The 14,935-nt window shown below is 66.2% G+C and carries 15 protein-coding genes; 5 read left to right on the top strand and 10 right to left on the bottom strand.

From position 1 onward, the window contains the following. The first annotated feature begins 56 nt into the window (after positions 1-56). Both FB597_RS00515 and FB597_RS00510 read left to right on the top strand, forming a co-directional pair. Complete coding sequence (locus tag FB597_RS00515) at positions 57-962, top strand: hypothetical protein (protein WP_144767587.1); 906 nt, start codon at positions 57-59, stop codon at positions 960-962. A gap of 18 nt (positions 963-980) precedes the next feature. Then, positions 981-1,571 (top strand): YigZ family protein, encoded by a 591-nt coding sequence (locus FB597_RS00510; protein ID WP_141917247.1) that lies wholly within the window; start codon positions 981-983, stop codon positions 1,569-1,571. On the opposite strand, the gene FB597_RS20055 is transcribed toward FB597_RS00510, so the two are convergent. Both FB597_RS20055 and FB597_RS00505 read right to left on the bottom strand, forming a co-directional pair. Continuing rightward, positions 1,511-1,681 (bottom strand): hypothetical protein, encoded by a 171-nt coding sequence (locus FB597_RS20055; RefSeq protein ID WP_183405796.1) that lies wholly within the window; start codon positions 1,679-1,681, stop codon positions 1,511-1,513. The two genes, FB597_RS00510 and FB597_RS20055, sit on opposite strands and share 61 nt — an antisense overlap. 11 nt (positions 1,682-1,692) lie before the next feature. Next, on the bottom strand, positions 1,693-3,189 hold the full coding sequence (locus FB597_RS00505; RefSeq protein WP_144767585.1) for an MFS transporter: 1,497 nt from the start codon (positions 3,187-3,189) through the stop codon (positions 1,693-1,695). Between the two features lie 129 nt (positions 3,190-3,318). Here FB597_RS00505 and FB597_RS00500 point away from each other — a divergent pair, with 129 nt between their 5' ends. The 3 genes from FB597_RS00500 (at position 3,319) to FB597_RS00490 (ending at position 5,484) form a co-directional block, all read left to right on the top strand. Continuing rightward, positions 3,319-4,002 carry a metalloregulator ArsR/SmtB family transcription factor gene (locus FB597_RS00500; protein WP_144767583.1) on the top strand — a complete coding sequence of 228 codons (684 nt, stop codon included), beginning with the start codon at positions 3,319-3,321 and terminating at the stop codon, positions 4,000-4,002. 49 nt (positions 4,003-4,051) lie between these two features. Next, positions 4,052-4,495, top strand: a complete 444-nt coding sequence (locus FB597_RS00495; protein WP_141917255.1) for an Rrf2 family transcriptional regulator — start codon at positions 4,052-4,054, stop codon at positions 4,493-4,495. Between the two features lie 92 nt (positions 4,496-4,587). Next, positions 4,588-5,484 (top strand): NAD(P)/FAD-dependent oxidoreductase, encoded by an 897-nt coding sequence (locus FB597_RS00490; RefSeq protein WP_144767581.1) that lies wholly within the window; start codon positions 4,588-4,590, stop codon positions 5,482-5,484. A gap of 101 nt (positions 5,485-5,585) precedes the next feature. On the opposite strand, the gene FB597_RS00485 is transcribed toward FB597_RS00490, so the two are convergent. The 8 genes from FB597_RS00485 to FB597_RS00450 form a co-directional block, all read right to left on the bottom strand. Next, positions 5,586-6,209, bottom strand: coding sequence for a YitT family protein (locus FB597_RS00485; RefSeq protein ID WP_255515809.1), 624 nt, complete (start codon positions 6,207-6,209; stop codon positions 5,586-5,588). Positions 6,210-6,365: 156 nt separating this feature from the next. Then, a complete protein-coding gene (locus FB597_RS00480) occupies positions 6,366-7,604 on the bottom strand; it encodes an MFS transporter (protein WP_144767579.1) in 1,239 nt (412 codons plus the stop codon). 129 nt (positions 7,605-7,733) lie between these two features. After that, positions 7,734-8,441, bottom strand: coding sequence for a transcriptional regulator NanR (locus FB597_RS00475; RefSeq protein ID WP_141917264.1), 708 nt, complete (start codon positions 8,439-8,441; stop codon positions 7,734-7,736). A gap of 104 nt (positions 8,442-8,545) precedes the next feature. After that, on the bottom strand, positions 8,546-9,931 hold the full coding sequence (oiaK, locus tag FB597_RS00470; protein ID WP_144767577.1) for a 3-oxo-isoapionate kinase OiaK: 1,386 nt from the start codon (positions 9,929-9,931) through the stop codon (positions 8,546-8,548). Further along, positions 9,928-11,172: a ribulose-bisphosphate carboxylase large subunit family protein gene (locus FB597_RS00465; protein ID WP_144767575.1), complete on the bottom strand. Its 1,245-nt coding sequence runs from the start codon at positions 11,170-11,172 to the stop codon at positions 9,928-9,930. Before FB597_RS00465 ends, oiaK begins: the two co-directional genes overlap by 4 nt. Positions 11,173-11,246: 74 nt before the next feature. After that, a complete protein-coding gene (locus tag FB597_RS00460; protein WP_141917272.1) occupies positions 11,247-12,077 on the bottom strand; it encodes a phosphogluconate dehydrogenase C-terminal domain-containing protein in 831 nt (276 codons plus the stop codon). Positions 12,078-12,132: 55 nt separating this feature from the next. Then, positions 12,133-13,470, bottom strand: coding sequence for an MFS transporter (locus FB597_RS00455; protein WP_144767573.1), 1,338 nt, complete (start codon positions 13,468-13,470; stop codon positions 12,133-12,135). Between the two features lie 410 nt (positions 13,471-13,880). Continuing rightward, complete coding sequence (locus FB597_RS00450; RefSeq protein WP_144767571.1) at positions 13,881-14,849, bottom strand: LysR family transcriptional regulator; 969 nt, start codon at positions 14,847-14,849, stop codon at positions 13,881-13,883. Positions 14,850-14,935 lie beyond the last annotated feature (86 nt).

Raw genomic sequence — 14,935 nt, 5'->3', positions numbered from 1 at the left:
AATGCGCCGCCCGGTTCCGAATCCGGCTCCGCCATGCAAACGATAGAACGAAGTCCATGAATATCGTCATCAACGAAGAACTGCAAAAGTACATCGATCCCCTCACCCCCAACGAATACGCCGCGCTTGAGCGCAGCATCCTGGCCGAAGGCTGCCGCGACGCGCTAGTGCTGTGGGGCGAGGTGCTGATCGACGGCCACAACCGCTACGAGATCTGCCGCAAGTACGAACTCGAATTCAAGACGGTGCAGAACGACAGCTTCAAGTCGCTCGAAGACGTGCTGTTGTGGATGATCGACAACCAGCTGGGCCGTCGCAGCGTCTCCGATTTCCAGCGCGGCATGCTGGCGCTGCGCAAGCGCGACATCCTCGCCGCCCGCATCAAGGCCGACGTCAAGCCGTCCAAGGCTGCCGCTGACGCCGATAATGCCGCCGCCGAACCCAACACGGCCGGCGGCGCCGACGCCGCGCCGGTCGATGGCGGCGATCCGCCATGGGACACCTCGCCCGACGGCGCCGCGCCGATCAAGACGCGCGAAGACATCGCCCGCGCCGCCGGCATCAGCAGCGCCACCATCGGCCAGATCGACCGCATCCGCAAGACCGCCGCGCCGGAACTGGTGCAGGCCGTGCGCAGCGGCGCCATCTCGATCAACGCCGCCGCCGCCGTGGCCTCGCTGCCCAGCGACGTCCAGGTCAATGCGGTAGCCGGCGGCAAGAAGGAACTGCGCGAAGCCGCCAAGAAAGTGCGCGAACAAAAGGCCGCCACCCGCACCCCGCGCGCGCCCAAGGCCGGCGACGGCGAAGGCAGCGCGGTGGCCATCGTGGAAGGCATGGAAAACGAAGTCACCGCCGCGCTGCGCCGCGAAGTCGCCGCGCTGCAGGCGCGCGTGACCCAATTGACGCAGGAGAACCAGGGCCTGCAAGCCGAACTGGCGCTGCTCAAGGGCAGCGGCGCCTGAGCCGCGCATCCGTCCGCCATGCCCACCTTCACCATCGCCGCGCGCGCCGAGATCGAGCTGGATATCCGCAAGAGCCGCTTCATCGGCATCGTCATGCCGGTGGCCGGCCGTGAGGCCGCGATGCAGGAGGTCGAACGCATGCGCGACGCCCACCGCGGCGCCACGCATGTGTGCTGGGCGCTGATGGCCGGCGGCCATTCCGGCATGTCCGACGATGGCGAACCCTCGGGCACCGCCGGGCGGCCGATGCTGGAAGTGCTGCGCCATCACGAACTCGATGGCGTGCTGGCGATGGTGGTGCGCTACTACGGCGGCATCAAACTGGGCGCGGGCGGCCTGGTGCGGGCCTACACCGAAGCAATCGCCACCGCGCTCAAGCACACCGAGCGCATCGAACGGGTAGCGCAAGCCGAGCTCGACATCGGCGTCGGCTATGCCGCCGAACCGCAGCTGCGCCACTGGCTGGCGCAACACAACTACGCATTGCTGGACAGTCGCCACGACACGCTGGCCCACTTGCGGCTGCGCCTGCCGGCGGCCGAGCTCGATCAGGCCGAAGAGGCAATCCGCCGCATCGCTTCGAACGCCTCGATCAAGCGCATCATCTGATCCATGCGTTGGCGGTCGCCCGGCAGCGGCCGGCGCGACCACAGCAAGTCGAACTCGGCCAGCAACAGGTAATACTCGATTTCATCCAGTTCGGCAGGCGTCGCCATCATCGCCCTTCTCCTTATTGCTCCAATGACTTCAGTGGCTTCAGTGGCTTCAGTGTGCGCGTCAGGCGCCGGGCCAGTTGCACCGCCAGCGCCGGCGCCAGCGCGAATACCGCAAACAGCACCGCCGCCGCCTCCTGCGCGCCGGCCACGCCGCCGGGAACGGTAAGTCCGGCCTCGTTGGCCGTCAGGCCGACCAGCGCCGCCCCCATTGCCATGGCGTACAACTGCACGGTGGTCACGGCCGACGACGTCAGGTTCTCCTCGCCCGGCTTGGCCGCATGCAATGCGCGCGCGATCAGGTGCGGCCAGCCCAGCCCGATCCCCATGCCAGCCGCGGCCAACGCCAGCACAATGCCAACATCGGCAACCAGGCTCGCCGCCAGCAGCCGGCCCGGCAACAACAGCGCCAGCGCCATCAGGCCCAGTGCCATCAGCATCGGCCCGATACGCACCATGCGATCGGCCGCCGCGCCGCTGCGTCCCGAACTCGTGAGCGAACCGATGCTCCAGCCCCCCGCCATGGCGGCCGTCATGTAACCGGCCGCCAGCGGCTGGTAGCCATGCAGCACCTGCAAGAAATACGGCACGAAGATTTCGGTGCAACTACCGATCACCAGCAGCGACACGCAGGCAAACACCTTGCCCATGTCGGAGGACAGCGCATAGCCGCTGCGCGGCAACAAACTGATGCGATGGCGCAGGTCGATGCGCACCACCAGCAAACCCAGCAAGGCGCCGCCGGCCACGCAGGCCGCCGCTTTCCAGCCGGCATCGGCCTGCGCAGCCAGCGCCACCAGCAGCACCGAAACCGCCAGCAGCAGGATGCGGCCCAGGGGCATGGCGTTATCCTGCGTGTTGTCCGTCTTGACGGAACGCGGCCCCAGTTGCGCCGTCACCAGAATCGCCTGCAACAGCAGCAACGGCATCAGCGCCCAGAACGCCAGGCGCCAATGGCCGCTGGCGGCAAACAGCCCGCCCACTGCCGGCCCCAGCAAGGTGGAAATGCCCCACATGCCCGACACCAGCGCGATCGCGCGCGACCACAGGCGCTGCTCGAACACCAGGGGAATCAGCGCATACCCCAGCGCCGCCAGCAAACCGCCGCCGATGCCTTGCACCGCGCGCCCGGCCAGCATCCACATCATGCTGCCGGCGGCCGCGCACACCAGCGCGCCGGCGCCGAACACCGCCAGCCCCAGCAGGTAGGTGCGGCGCGCGCCCAGAGTCGAGAGCAGTTTGCCGGTCAGGGTAGAACCGATGATGGAAGCCGCCACGAACAGGGTCACGTTCCAGGCGTAGTAATCGAGGCCGCCGATGTCGCGCACCACCGACGGCAGGATGGTGGTGACGATATGCACATTGATCGCATGCAGCGCCACGCCGCCGGTCAGCGCCACCGCGCGCGGCGCGTTGCGGGCATTGAGCAGTTCGCCCCAGGACGCGGTGCACCCGGCGGGTTCGGGGGACTGCAATGCCGCTTCAGTGGAAGAACTAGAACTGTTGGTCGTCATATCGTGTCTTTCATCTCTGGCTGCGGCCGGTGGCCGGGGCGCCTGCATGGCCGGTTCGACAATTCCGCGAAGCCGGCATAATATGCAAGCATTTATTTGGATATTCAGACCGAATCTTAGAACGCCTCCATGAATTTAACAAGTAAACACTTGGAAAATAAATTAGCTACCGATACAGACCCGACCGGGGCATCCACGCCCGAGCGCATCCTGTTGCACATCAAGACGCACGGCCCCACTTCCACCGCCGAGCTGGGGCGCGAGCTTGGCATGACGGCCGAGGCTGCACGCCAGCAAGTCCAGAAGCTGGTGGCCGAAGGCCTGATCGCCGGCCACCAGGAAAATACTGCGCCGCGCGCCGGCCGCCCGCGCCAGAACTGGGACCTGACCGCCGCCGGCTACGCGCGCTTCCCCGATTCGCACGCACAGCTCACGGTGCAACTGATCGGCTCGATCCGCCAACTGTTCGGCGAGCAGGGACTGGACAAGCTGATCGACCAGCGCGAACAGGAAATGCGCGCCGACTACCAGCGCCACTGCGCCGGCATCGCGACGCTGCCGAAGCGGCTGGAAAAGCTGGCCGAGATTCGCAGCGCCGAAGGCTACATGGCGCGCGTCGAGAAGCAAGGGAAGGATTGGCTGCTGGTGGAAGACCACTGCCCCATCTGCGCCGCCGCGCGAAACTGCCAGGGCTTTTGCCGTTCGGAACTGCAACTGTTCCGTGAAGTGGTGGGAGACGAGGCCAGCGTCACGCGCGAAGAGCACCTGCCGGCGGGCGGACGGCGCTGCGTCTACCGCATCGCGCGCGCCTGAATTTTTCTGATCGTTGACATCGCGCGTTTCACGTAATAATATTAGTTACATGAAACGCAGCGACCGCCTCTCCATTGCCCTGCACATCCTGTTGCACATGGGCCAGCGTCCCGACACTCCGATGACCTCGGAAGAGATCGCCGGTTGGGTCGACACCAATCCCGTTGTCATCCGCCGCACCTTCGCCGGGCTGCGCGAGGCCGGCATTGTGACGTCGACCAAAGGGCATGGCGGCGGCTGGTCGCTGGCACGGCCGATGGCGCAGATCAGCCTGCAGCAGGTCCAGCAGGCACTTGGTGAACGCCTGGTCACGCTGGGCGCACGCGAAGAATCGCCTGGCTGCCTGGTCGAGATCGCCGTCAATCGCGCGCTCGACGATGCCCTGGAAGAAGCCAACCGCCTGCTCGATCAACGCCTGGCCGGCATCACGCTGGCCGACCTGGCGCGCGACATCGGGCCGCACTTCAAGCTGGGCCAGCCGCCGCCGCATTAACGCTCACCAGGAATCGCCCTTTCCTGCCGACAACTTGACGCGCCTTGCATCGCAAGGCGTGCGGGGCAGCTCATGCCATGAAAGGAAAGTCCATGCAATACGATGTCATCATCGTCGGCGCCAGTTTCGCCGGCGCCTCAGCCGCCATGCAATTGGTGCGTGCACGCCGCAACGTTCTCATGGTCGACGCCGGCCAGCCGCGCAACCGCTTCGCCGAAGCCTCGCATGGTTTCCTTGGCCAGGACGGCGTGGCACCGCATAAGATCATGGCGATCGCCATAGAGCAGTTGCTCGCCTATCCGACTTTCGAACTGGCAGCAGCGCAGGCAGAGCACGCTACTGCCGACGACCAGGGCGTGGCCGTCACACTGGACGACGGCAGGCGTTTGAGCGCGCGCCGCCTGATCCTCGCCACCGGCGTGCGCGACGAGCTGCCCGCCATCCCCGGTCTGCAGGAACGCTGGGGGCAGACCGCCATCCATTGTCCGTACTGCCACGGCTACGAAGTGCGCGACCGTAAACTGGGCGTGATCGCCACCACGCCGCTGTCGGCCCATCAGGGACTGATGCTGCCGGACTGGGGGCCGACCACCTATTTCACGCAAGGCCAGTTCGAACCGGAAGAACAGGAGTTGAAGCAGATGGCCAAGCGCGGCGTGACGATCGAACGCACACCGGTCATCGAGGTTCTCGGCACTGCTCCCGACATCGCAGCCCTGCGCCTGGACGATGGCCGCACGGTGGAGATCGGCGCGGTATTCGTCGGCCCGCGCGTGCACATGGCCAGCCCGCTGGCGATGCAACTGGGCTGCGCCTTCGAACAAGGGCCGATGGGGCCGTACATCCGCACCGACGAATTGCGCCAAACCTCGGTGCAGCACGTCTTCGCCGCCGGCGATGCCGCCGCAGCCTTCCACAACGCCACCTTGGCATCGGCCTCGGGCGTCATGGCGGGAGTCAGCGCGCATCGCTCGCTGGTGATGGAATGAAATGAAAAAAGAGCACCGCACGGGTGCTCTTCGATACATCGGCTTCTGCCGATTGCCGTCGCCCCGCTTTCCGCCCGGACGACGGCGCACCTGGTACCGCCTCACATACCCATATACCTGCCAGGCCGGTGGTTCAGCGCAATCACCAGGTTGGCCGCTACCGCTCCCGCGATCGACGCCAGCAGCACCGTCGGCGTGACCACGAACAGCGACGCCAGCACGATCGCCACATCCACGCCCATCTGCAGCTTGCCGGCGCGCAGGCCGTAGCGATCCTGCAGGAACAGCGTCACCACATTGATGCCGCCCAGGCTGGCGCCATGGCGAAACAGCATCACGAAACCCGTGCCCATCAGCAAACCGCCGAGGATGGCGCAATAGAACAGGTTGAGCTTCTCATAGGCGATGAACTGCGGATGCAACAGCGAAAAACCCGACACCAGCGCCACCGCGCAAAAAGTCTTGCCCATGAAGCGCAGGCCCATGCGGCGAAAGGCAAAGTAATAGAACGGGATGTTGATGGTGAAGAACACCACGCCGAACGGCAGCCCGGTCAGGTACTGGATCAGGAAGGCCAGGCCGGCGGTACTGCCGGTCAGCAGGCCCACATGGGTGTACATGTTCACTCCGAGCGAAACGAACAGGGTGCCGATCACCAGCGCCAGCGCATCCTCATACCCCTTGTGGCGCACATCGGCCGGCGCCTTGGCTGGCGCTTCAGCCACGCGACGCCTCCGGCATCGCTTCAGATTGCGCCACTGCCTGGCGGTCGCCGGCATAGGGGAAAAGATGGAAAAACATGACAGCCTCTCGAAAACCAAACAGGAAACCTCAAAATCGGCGCATCTGCGCCGGCAACCCGTTATGTTAACGCGGCGCACTCAGGCATGCACGGGAGAATCCGGGGTGGATGGCCGTTCCACGCTGCGGTCATCTATCGGGAAATGCAGCGCCGCCGCCAGCACGCCCGCGGCGAAGGTGGCGCCCCACAGCAGCGAATACGACCCGGTCAGGTCCAGCACCAGCCCACCCAGCCATACGCCCAGAAAAGACCCGATCTGATGGCTCAGGAAGCACACGCCGAACAACGTTCCCATATGGCGCGTACCGAAGATGCGCGCCACCAGCCCGGTCGTCAGCGGCACCGTGCCCAGCCAGGCCAGCCCCATGACAGCGGCGAACGCGGCCACCGAGAACGGCGTCTTGGGCAGCACGAAAAACAGGCCGATGGCGGCGCTGCGCAACAGATACAGCCAGCCCAGCACATGATGCTGACGAAAACGCCCGCCCAGCCAGCCGCAGGTCCAGCTGCCGGCCATGTTGAACAAGCCGATCAGCGCCAGCGCCGTTGCCGCCAGCCCCATCGGCATGTGACACAGTTCCAGGTAACCCGGCAAATGCGTGGCGATGAAAGCCAGTTGGAAGCCGCAAGCGAAAAAACCGATGGTCAGCAGCCGGTAGCCACGATGCCGGCAGGCCTGCCACAGCACTTCCTTCAACGAGAAATTCAAGCCGGAATCGGCGGCCGCGCGCGGGGGCCGTCCCAACGCCAAACCGAGCGGCGCCGCCGCCAACAGCATCAGCGCCAATACCAGCAAGGCCACGGTGATGCCCGACATCGAACGCAACGCCTGCACCAGCGGCACCATCAGCACCTGCCCCAACGACCCGCCGGCACTGGCCAGGCCCATCACCATGCTGCGCTTCTCGGGCGCCACGCTGCGGCCGACGGCGGTGAGCACGACGCCGAAACTGGTGCAACTGATGCCGATCCCGATCAACACTCCCATGCCCAGTACCAGCACGACGCCATTCGGCGCCAGCGCCGTCATCGCCAGGCCGGCGGCATAAGCGGCGGCGCCGAACGCCACTACCGGCGCCGGGCCGTAACGGTCGGTCGCCGCACCGGCCAGCGGCTGGGCGAATCCCCATACCAGGTTGTGCAAGGCGATGGCAAAAGCAATCAGCGTGACCGGCAAGCCATAGTCATAAGACAGCGGGCTGATGAACAGGCCGAAGGTCTGGCGCGCTCCCAACGCCATGCTCATCACCGCGGCGCCGGCAGCGACGATGAGCAGGATCCGGTTGCGCGAAGCTGCAATGCGAGGAATGGATGGCATGGGTCTAGCGCGGTATGCGGCTGTCGTGGAACGCACATTGGAACGCCATGGCGGCGCCGGCTCAACCGAGATTTTCGCGCGCTGCCATGCGCGCCAAGCATGTGAAAAAGCCCTCCCGGCTCCCTGCGGTTACTGCTGGCCCAGCGCCCGATATAGCTCGTTGGCGCGCGTCAGGTGGGCGCGCATCGCCTCGGCGGCGGCATCGCCATCATGGGCGGCAATGGCATCGACGATGCGCTGGTGTTCGGCCAGCGTCAGCTCCTCGGCGCCTGGCGCGCGCACCAGTGTGGTGTAGAACTCGCTGGCCCAGCGGAACATCGACTCGACGATGGAAGGGAAGATGGGATTGCCGCTGATGTCGGCGATCTCGCGGTGGAAGGCCATGTCGCGCTCGATGAACTCTTCCAGGTTGACCATCGAGGCGCGGTGCTCCTCGATCGCCTGGCGCAGGCGCGCCACCTGTTCCGGCGTGGCGCGCTCGGCGGCCATGCGGGCGGTGCTGGTTTCCAGGAACACGCGCGCTTCCTTCATGTGCCGCAACATGTCGGGCTTGGTGCGCAGCAGGTGCTGGGCGCCGGCAGCGATCTGGGCGATCAGGCGCTCGGCGGTCGGGTCGACCACCCGCGCACGTTCGCCGTGGGTGATCTCGACGAAGCCGGAGCGCTCCATCGCCTGCAGCGCCTCGCGCACGGCGGGGCGGCCCACGCCGTACTGTTCCATCAGTTCGCGTTCGGACGGCAATTGCGAATCCGGCGGAAACTCTCCCGCATGGATACGCCCCATCAGGCGTTCCAGCACTTCCTGGTATAACTTGCGTCGCTGTATCGGTTCCGGCATGAGAGAAGCTGTCTCTAACTAGGTTTTTAGGTATCGTTGGACGCGCACTCTACCACAATCCCAGGCCCAGCCTGACTTTGCGCCGGTTTGGCTGCGCCCCGGCATCAAGCCGCGGCACGCCCCTCCAGCACATCGCCAAAGAAGCTTTTGGCGCCGATCTGCCCGCCCTTCAATACCAGTTCCAGCCCATCGCGGCGCGCATTGTCCGACCATGCGCGGCACAGCGGCGCGCCCGGCGCCAGGCCGGCGCGCACCGACAGCGCGGCGATGTCGAGCGCTCCGGCCACCTCGCCGGAGCTGTCGCCGCCGGCGATGGCGATGCGCTGCACGTCATTGGCATCCAGGATGCGCCGCATCGTCTCAGCCAGCGCCACGCCGACGGCGCGGGCGGCGTCGGCGCGGGCCATGCCGGCAGCGCGGGCAATGGCGTCGAAACCGGTGACCGACGGATCGTCCGGCCCTTCGGCTGAAAACACCAGTGGGCTGCGGCCGGAAGCAATTGCCGCACCGGCGCGCGCGACCAGGCGCGCCAACTCCGTCTCGCGCGTGCCTTCGGCCAGCACCGCCGGCAGGTCCATGCGCTCGACGGCGAAACCATGCGCGCGCGCCCAGGCGATCTGGCCGGCCGTCACCGGTGAACAGCTGCCGCTGACGGCGGCGATCGCCGGAGCCGGCCCGGCTTGTGGCAACGAAGGCTGGTCCGCAGTCCAGCCGCGCGCGCGCCAGTAGGCCGCCAGCGCATATTGCAAGCCCGAAGAGGAAGCGCTGAACACGCCCGCGCCCTTGCCTTCCCACACCAGCCGGCCGGCTTCGCGCAGGGTTTCCTCATCCAGCACGTCCACCAGCACCACCGGCTTGTCCTTGCCGCGCAAGGAAGGCAGGCGTGCGTGCGCAACCGAGGCGCCGTCGCGCAACTGCACCATGTCCACCAGTTCGATGCGGCGCCCGGTCTGTTTTCCCAGATGACGGCGCAGGTCGGCTTCATCCATCGGCGTAACGGGGTGGCGCGACATGGTCGGATGGCGATCCAGCCGATGGCCCACGCCATCGACCGCGGCGAACAGGTTGCCGAACATCTGGTAGCGCTTCAGGCGCGGCGCGCCCACCACCATCGGCGACCAGTCGCCCGGCATGGCGCGCACGCCGAGGTCGATGGCGCGGCCGATGGAGCCGGTCGCGGGGGCAGAGTCGAACGTAGAGCACACCTTGTATTGCAGCAGCGGCGGCCGCAGCGCCGCCAGTACCTCGAATGCCGGCGGCAGGTGTTCTTCCATCCATTGCGGCGAGCGCCCGCGCGAGGAACCGGCGATGCCGATGCAGCGCGCGTCGGGAAAGCGCGCCAGCATGGCCCGGTCCGGCGTGTGCAAAAACAGCACGGTGGACAGGCCGGCGGCCGCCATCACTTCCATGGCGTCGGTGGAGCCGGTGAAATCGTCGCCGTAGTAAGCCAGCAGCAAACCCGGCGGCAATGCGTTGCCTTGCGTTGTCATTTCCAGAATCCCAGCGCGGCCTGCAAGGCCGGGTTGCCCTTGGCGTGCTGCGCCAGCGGCACGCCTTCCATCGCCGCCACCCAGGCCTCGCGCAGCGCTTCGACGCCGGCCGACACGCCTTGCGGGTGGCCGAAGATGCCGCCGCCGGCGGTGTGGATCAGGTCGGCGCAGCCGATCGCGGCATAGGTGTCGGCCGCTTGCAGTCCGGTCTGGCCGGAGCTGAATACCGGCATGGTGGAAACCATGCCGGCGCCGTCGATCACCGGCGCCAGCACCGAACGCGCGGCGGCGATGACGCTGTCGTCCGGTTCGCTGAACTTGTTGCGCAGGCCATTGACGTGCATGTGGTCGGCGCCGGCCAGCCGCCATAGCTGCTGCCAGGGCGCGTAGTCCCAGCCCAGTTGCGGGCAACGCGTGAGGTAGCCCCAACCGGCGCGGTGCGCATGGATCGGCAGTTGCGCATGGCGGCGCAGTTCCTGCAGACCGACCAGGCCGATGGCGTTCAGGCTGGCCATCACGCAAGTGCCGCCGGCGGCCAGCACCAGGTCGTGGCGGCGACGCATCTGGTCGAGGTCGCCGGTAAGGTTGAAGGCCACCATGACCTTCTTGCCGGTGCGTTCAGCGTGTTCGTTGATGACGCGCATGACGGCGTGCACGCGTTCGTCGAACGGGCAGCGGCCGCCATCGGCTTGCAGCTCGTCGTCCTTGATGAAATCGATGCCGCCGGCCACCAGCTCGCGCACCTGCTGCACCGTCTCATCCACCGACAGGCCGATGCTGGGCTTGATGATGGTGCCGATCAGCGGGCCATGCGCGATGCCGGACAGCCTGCGCGTGCCCTCGATGCCGAAGGCCGGCCCTGGATACGCGTCGGCGAAGGCCTTGGGCAGTGTCAACCCGGTCAGGCGCAGGCCCGACACCTGGCGCAGCTCGAACAGGTTGCCGGCGATGGTGGCCATCAGGTTGGGCAAGGAGGCGCCGGTGTTCTCCAGCGGCCACGACAGTTCCAGTTCGCATTGCGTGTAGCGCTCCGAACGCATGCCGCCCGGCAGGCTGGGTTCCTTGCTGTGGCCGAGGATGTTCAGGCGTTCGACACGGGCGCCGGAGCGCTCTTTCAGTTCCGGCGTTTCGGCGGCCAGGGCGACGAAGGTGCCGCTCGATTGCTCGCCGGCGATGACCTCGGCGGCGCGCGCGGGGTCGTCGCCGGTTTCCAGCCAGTAGCTGGCGTAGATGCGTTCCATTGGCTGTCTCTCTTATTGGTTCTTCATTCGCTGCAACGGGCCGCCGTCATGTGGTGCGGTCGGCCCGGGCACGCTCAGGTGATGCGGCGGATGCTCTCCGCGATTTCCTCATGCTCGAATACCTTGAGCCAGTCGTCGCGCAGCAGGCGCGGCAAACCGTTCTGGATGGCCTTGTTGCAGGCATCCGAGAAGGCGCCGGGGATTTCCTTGAAGATCACCGCGCCCAGGATGTTCATGTGGCCCAGCAGGAAGTCGCGCGCGGCTTCTTCCGGCACGCCGCGGCGCACGGTCTCGTCCATGGCCTGCTTCATCGCGTAGAGCAGCGTGGCGCACACGGTTTCCGACAGGCCCGGCTCCAGGATCGCCATCTGTTCCACGGTCAGGCGATAGCTGCGCAGGATCGGCTGGTAGATCACCTTGGCCACGTCCTCGCCGAGGTCGAAGGCCGACTCCGGGCCTTGCATCAGCGCGCTGGTGATCGACTGCCTGGCCGCGCCGCCGCCGAAGAAATCGCGCCGGCCTTCGGGCGTGCTCTCGTCGTTGAAGATCGGCGGGTGGCAAGGGTGCGCGACGAAATAGACCAGGTCCGGACGGTCCGGCAGGTGGCCGGCGAAGGGCGCGGCCGCATCCAGCGTCATCACCATCACGCCGGCGCGCAGCTTGGGCGAGATCTCGGCGGCGACCTTGCCGATCAGGGTATCGGGCACCGCCAGGATGACCACGTCGACATTGTCCAGCGCGGCATCGATGCCCACGCAGTCGATCCCGGCCTCCTCCTTGAGGCGCTTCTGTCCGACCTCGCTCACTTCCACGTGGGCGACCTGGTAGTCCGACTTCTTGAGGTTCTTGGCCAGGCGCACGCCCATCTTGCCGCCGGCGCCGAACAAGGCGATTTTTTCTTTCATGATGACTCTCCGTTCAAAACTGCATCTCTGCACAAATGATTCGACAACAATCGTTTTATTCCGCAATGGCCCGGCCTTGCAGCTCGGGGATGTCTTCCCGAGCGCCGGCGCCGATGGCGAAGATCACCACCGCCGACAGCAGCATCAGCGCCCCCACCACGAACATCGGCGCCTGGTAGGAACCGGTCGCATCCTTGATGGCGCCGGTGATGAAGGGCGCCATGAAGCCGGCGGCGTTGCCCACCGTGTTGATCAGCGCAATGCCGGCGGCGGCCGCCGCGCCCGACAGGAAGCGCGCCGGGGTCGACCAGAAGGTCGGCAGCGCCGAGAAGATGGCGCAAGCTGTCACGGTGATGGCCAGCACGGTGGCGGCCGGGGTCTGCATGTACAGCGCGGCCGGGATGCTGACTGCGCCCAGCAGCGCCGGCAGGCCGACGTGCCAGCTGCGCACGCCGCGGCAGGTGGCGTCACGGCTCCACAGGAACAGCGCGATGGCGGCCGGCAGATACGGGATCGCCGTGATCAGCCCCTTCTGGAACACATTGAATTTGGCGCCGAACTGGGCCTCGAAGCCGCCGATGATGGTGGGCAGGAAGAAGGCCAATGCATACAGGCCGTAGATCAGCCCGAAGTAGACCAGCGACAGCATCCACACGCGGCCGTTCTTGAGCGCGCCGGCGGCGTGCGGAACGTGGGTGGCCCGCTTGCCGCTTTGCTCGGCCTGCAGTTCGGCGGTGAGCCACTTGCGCTCGGCTTCGTTGAGCCACTTGGCGTCGGCCGGCGTGTCGGCCAGGTAGAACCAGGCGATCACGCCCACCACGATGGCCGGCAAGGCAACGCCGGCGAACATCACGCGCCAGCCTTCCAGGCCGAACAGGCCGTGCGCCTCGATCAGCAGCGCCGCCACCGGCGCGCCGATGACGATGGTCAGCGGCTGCGCCAGGTAGAACAGCGCCAGGATGTGGCTGCGGTGCCGGGCCGGCACCCACAGGCTCAGGTACAGGATGGCGCCGGGGAAGAAACCGGCCTCGGCCACGCCCAGCAGGAAACGCAGCACGTACAGCCCTTCCACGCTGCTGACCCAGGTAAACAGCAGGGCCACGATGCCCCAGGTGACCATGATGCGCGCCAGCCAGCGACGCGCGCCGTACTTGTGCAGGGCCAGGTTGCTGGGGATTTCCAGCAGCACGTAACCGATGAAGAACACGCCGGCGGCGAAGCCGAACTGGGCCGCGGTCAGCGCCAGGTCGCGGGTCATGCCGTTGGGACCGGCGAACGAGATCGCGGTGCGGTCGAGGAAATTGATGAAGAACATCAGGCCGACGAAAGGCACGAGCCTCATCGCGACCTTGCGGATGGCCGATTTCTCGACCGCGCTGGCGTTGGTTTGCATATTGTCTCCTGGCTGGTTGCGAGGCTATTGCCCTTCAACAACAACCTCTCTTGTTGTGTGTGCGCCAGGATCTGCGGGGGGCTGCGAACGCCTGCGCTCGCCTGGCTGCCGTCTTTTTGCTGGTTCTGCGTTTTGCTGATCGCTGCTGGTTGCTACTGCTTGCTGTTGGTTGATGCCTGGTATTGCCGCGCTGCGCGCTGTTATGGCCAGTTAGCGCGCCTTTCCCTTACAAAAGGCGTGTTTTCGCAACTGGTATCATCACTATACCAGTTTACTTTTTCAGCGATCGATTAATTTTTTGCAAGCCAAAGATGAACGCGGGCGACGATGCCGGATGACAACCGGCTTCGGGCCCGCGTTCAGGCGAAGGAAGAAATGTGGAAGGGATGCGGAAGGGGTGAGGCAGAAGATCAGGCTGCGGCCGGTTTGCGTCCGCTCCCTCCTCGTTCCAGCAGCAACTGCACGAAAGAACGCGCCGCCGGCGACAGCTCGCCGCCCTTGCGGGTGACGATGCCGATGGTCTGCGACATCGACTTCAGCCCCACCGGCAGGATGCGCAGCACACCGCTGTCGACGAACATGCCGGCCACGCTGGTGGGCAGGATGGCGACCGTGTCGCTGGCCTGGCGCAGCACCGCCACCGTCACGAAGGTGGAGGCCGTAGCGATGGCGCCGGCCGGCAAATCCAGCCCGGCCAGATCGAACTCGCGCTCCAGCACCGCCCGCAGCGGCATGTGGCTAGGATAAGTGACCCAGCGGTAGCCCCGCAGGTCGGCCAGGCTGACCGACTTGCTGCGCAGGCGCGGATGCTCGCTCGACACCACCACCGACAATGGCTCGTCCGACAGCGGCTGGTAGTGGTACTTGCCGGGGTTGTCCGACACGCTGGAGCGCCCCAGCAGCAGGTCGATGTGGCCATCGTCGAGCAAGCCCAGCATATGCACGCTGGTGTCTTCGATGATGTCGATGGACAGCTCCGGATGGCTCTTGTGCAAGGCGTTGACGGCCGGCACCACCAGCTCCGGCACCGCCCCCATCACGGCCCCGATGGCCAGCCGGCCGCCGCGCCCGGAGCGGATCTGCGCCATCTCCTCGCACAACGCGCCCAGGTCGGTCGCCATCAGCCGCGCGTAGCGGATCACGCAATGGCCGAACTGGTTGGGGATCAGCCCGCTTCGCGTGCGCTCGAACAATTGCGCCTCCAGCACCGCCTCCAGCTCGGCCAGCGACTTGCTGGCGGCCGACTGCGTCATGGCCAGCGCATTGGACGCCTTGTGCAGGGATTTATGGTCGTCCAGCGCGATCAGCAACTGGAGCTGCTTCATGCGCAGGCGCGACAGGAGGCTGTTGAGGTTCTGCTGGCTGGGAGCGCGTTTCATGGCATCGACAGTGAATAGATGGGGCAAAAGATGAGGCCAAATCAGGTGAGTCGCAAAAGCGATCACATGATGGAAAGTCTTCACTA

Origin of the sequence: Herbaspirillum sp. SJZ099, from assembly GCF_007828355.1 — a bacterium.
Lineage (GTDB): Bacteria > Pseudomonadota > Gammaproteobacteria > Burkholderiales > Burkholderiaceae_D > Herbaspirillum.
The sequence above is the reverse complement of the archived record's forward strand: the minus strand, read 5'-3'. Positions and strand labels throughout refer to the sequence as shown.

Coding starts and splice junctions, on each gene's coding strand:
- FB597_RS00515 (WP_144767587.1), top strand. CDS start 57: ATGAATATCGTCATCAACGAAGAACTGCAAAAGTACATCGATCCCCTC.
- FB597_RS00510 (WP_141917247.1), top strand. CDS start 981: ATGCCCACCTTCACCATCGCCGCGCGCGCCGAGATCGAGCTGGATATC.
- FB597_RS20055 (WP_183405796.1), bottom strand. CDS start 1,681: ATGATGGCGACGCCTGCCGAACTGGATGAAATCGAGTATTACCTGTTG.
- FB597_RS00505 (WP_144767585.1), bottom strand. CDS start 3,189: ATGACGACCAACAGTTCTAGTTCTTCCACTGAAGCGGCATTGCAGTCC.
- FB597_RS00500 (WP_144767583.1), top strand. CDS start 3,319: ATGAATTTAACAAGTAAACACTTGGAAAATAAATTAGCTACCGATACA.
- FB597_RS00495 (WP_141917255.1), top strand. CDS start 4,052: ATGAAACGCAGCGACCGCCTCTCCATTGCCCTGCACATCCTGTTGCAC.
- FB597_RS00490 (WP_144767581.1), top strand. CDS start 4,588: ATGCAATACGATGTCATCATCGTCGGCGCCAGTTTCGCCGGCGCCTCA.
- FB597_RS00480 (WP_144767579.1), bottom strand. CDS start 7,604: ATGCCATCCATTCCTCGCATTGCAGCTTCGCGCAACCGGATCCTGCTC.
- FB597_RS00475 (WP_141917264.1), bottom strand. CDS start 8,441: ATGCCGGAACCGATACAGCGACGCAAGTTATACCAGGAAGTGCTGGAA.
- oiaK (WP_144767577.1), bottom strand. CDS start 9,931: ATGACAACGCAAGGCAACGCATTGCCGCCGGGTTTGCTGCTGGCTTAC.
- FB597_RS00465 (WP_144767575.1), bottom strand. CDS start 11,172: ATGGAACGCATCTACGCCAGCTACTGGCTGGAAACCGGCGACGACCCC.
- FB597_RS00460 (WP_141917272.1), bottom strand. CDS start 12,077: ATGAAAGAAAAAATCGCCTTGTTCGGCGCCGGCGGCAAGATGGGCGTG.
- FB597_RS00455 (WP_144767573.1), bottom strand. CDS start 13,470: ATGCAAACCAACGCCAGCGCGGTCGAGAAATCGGCCATCCGCAAGGTC.
- FB597_RS00450 (WP_144767571.1), bottom strand. CDS start 14,849: ATGAAACGCGCTCCCAGCCAGCAGAACCTCAACAGCCTCCTGTCGCGC.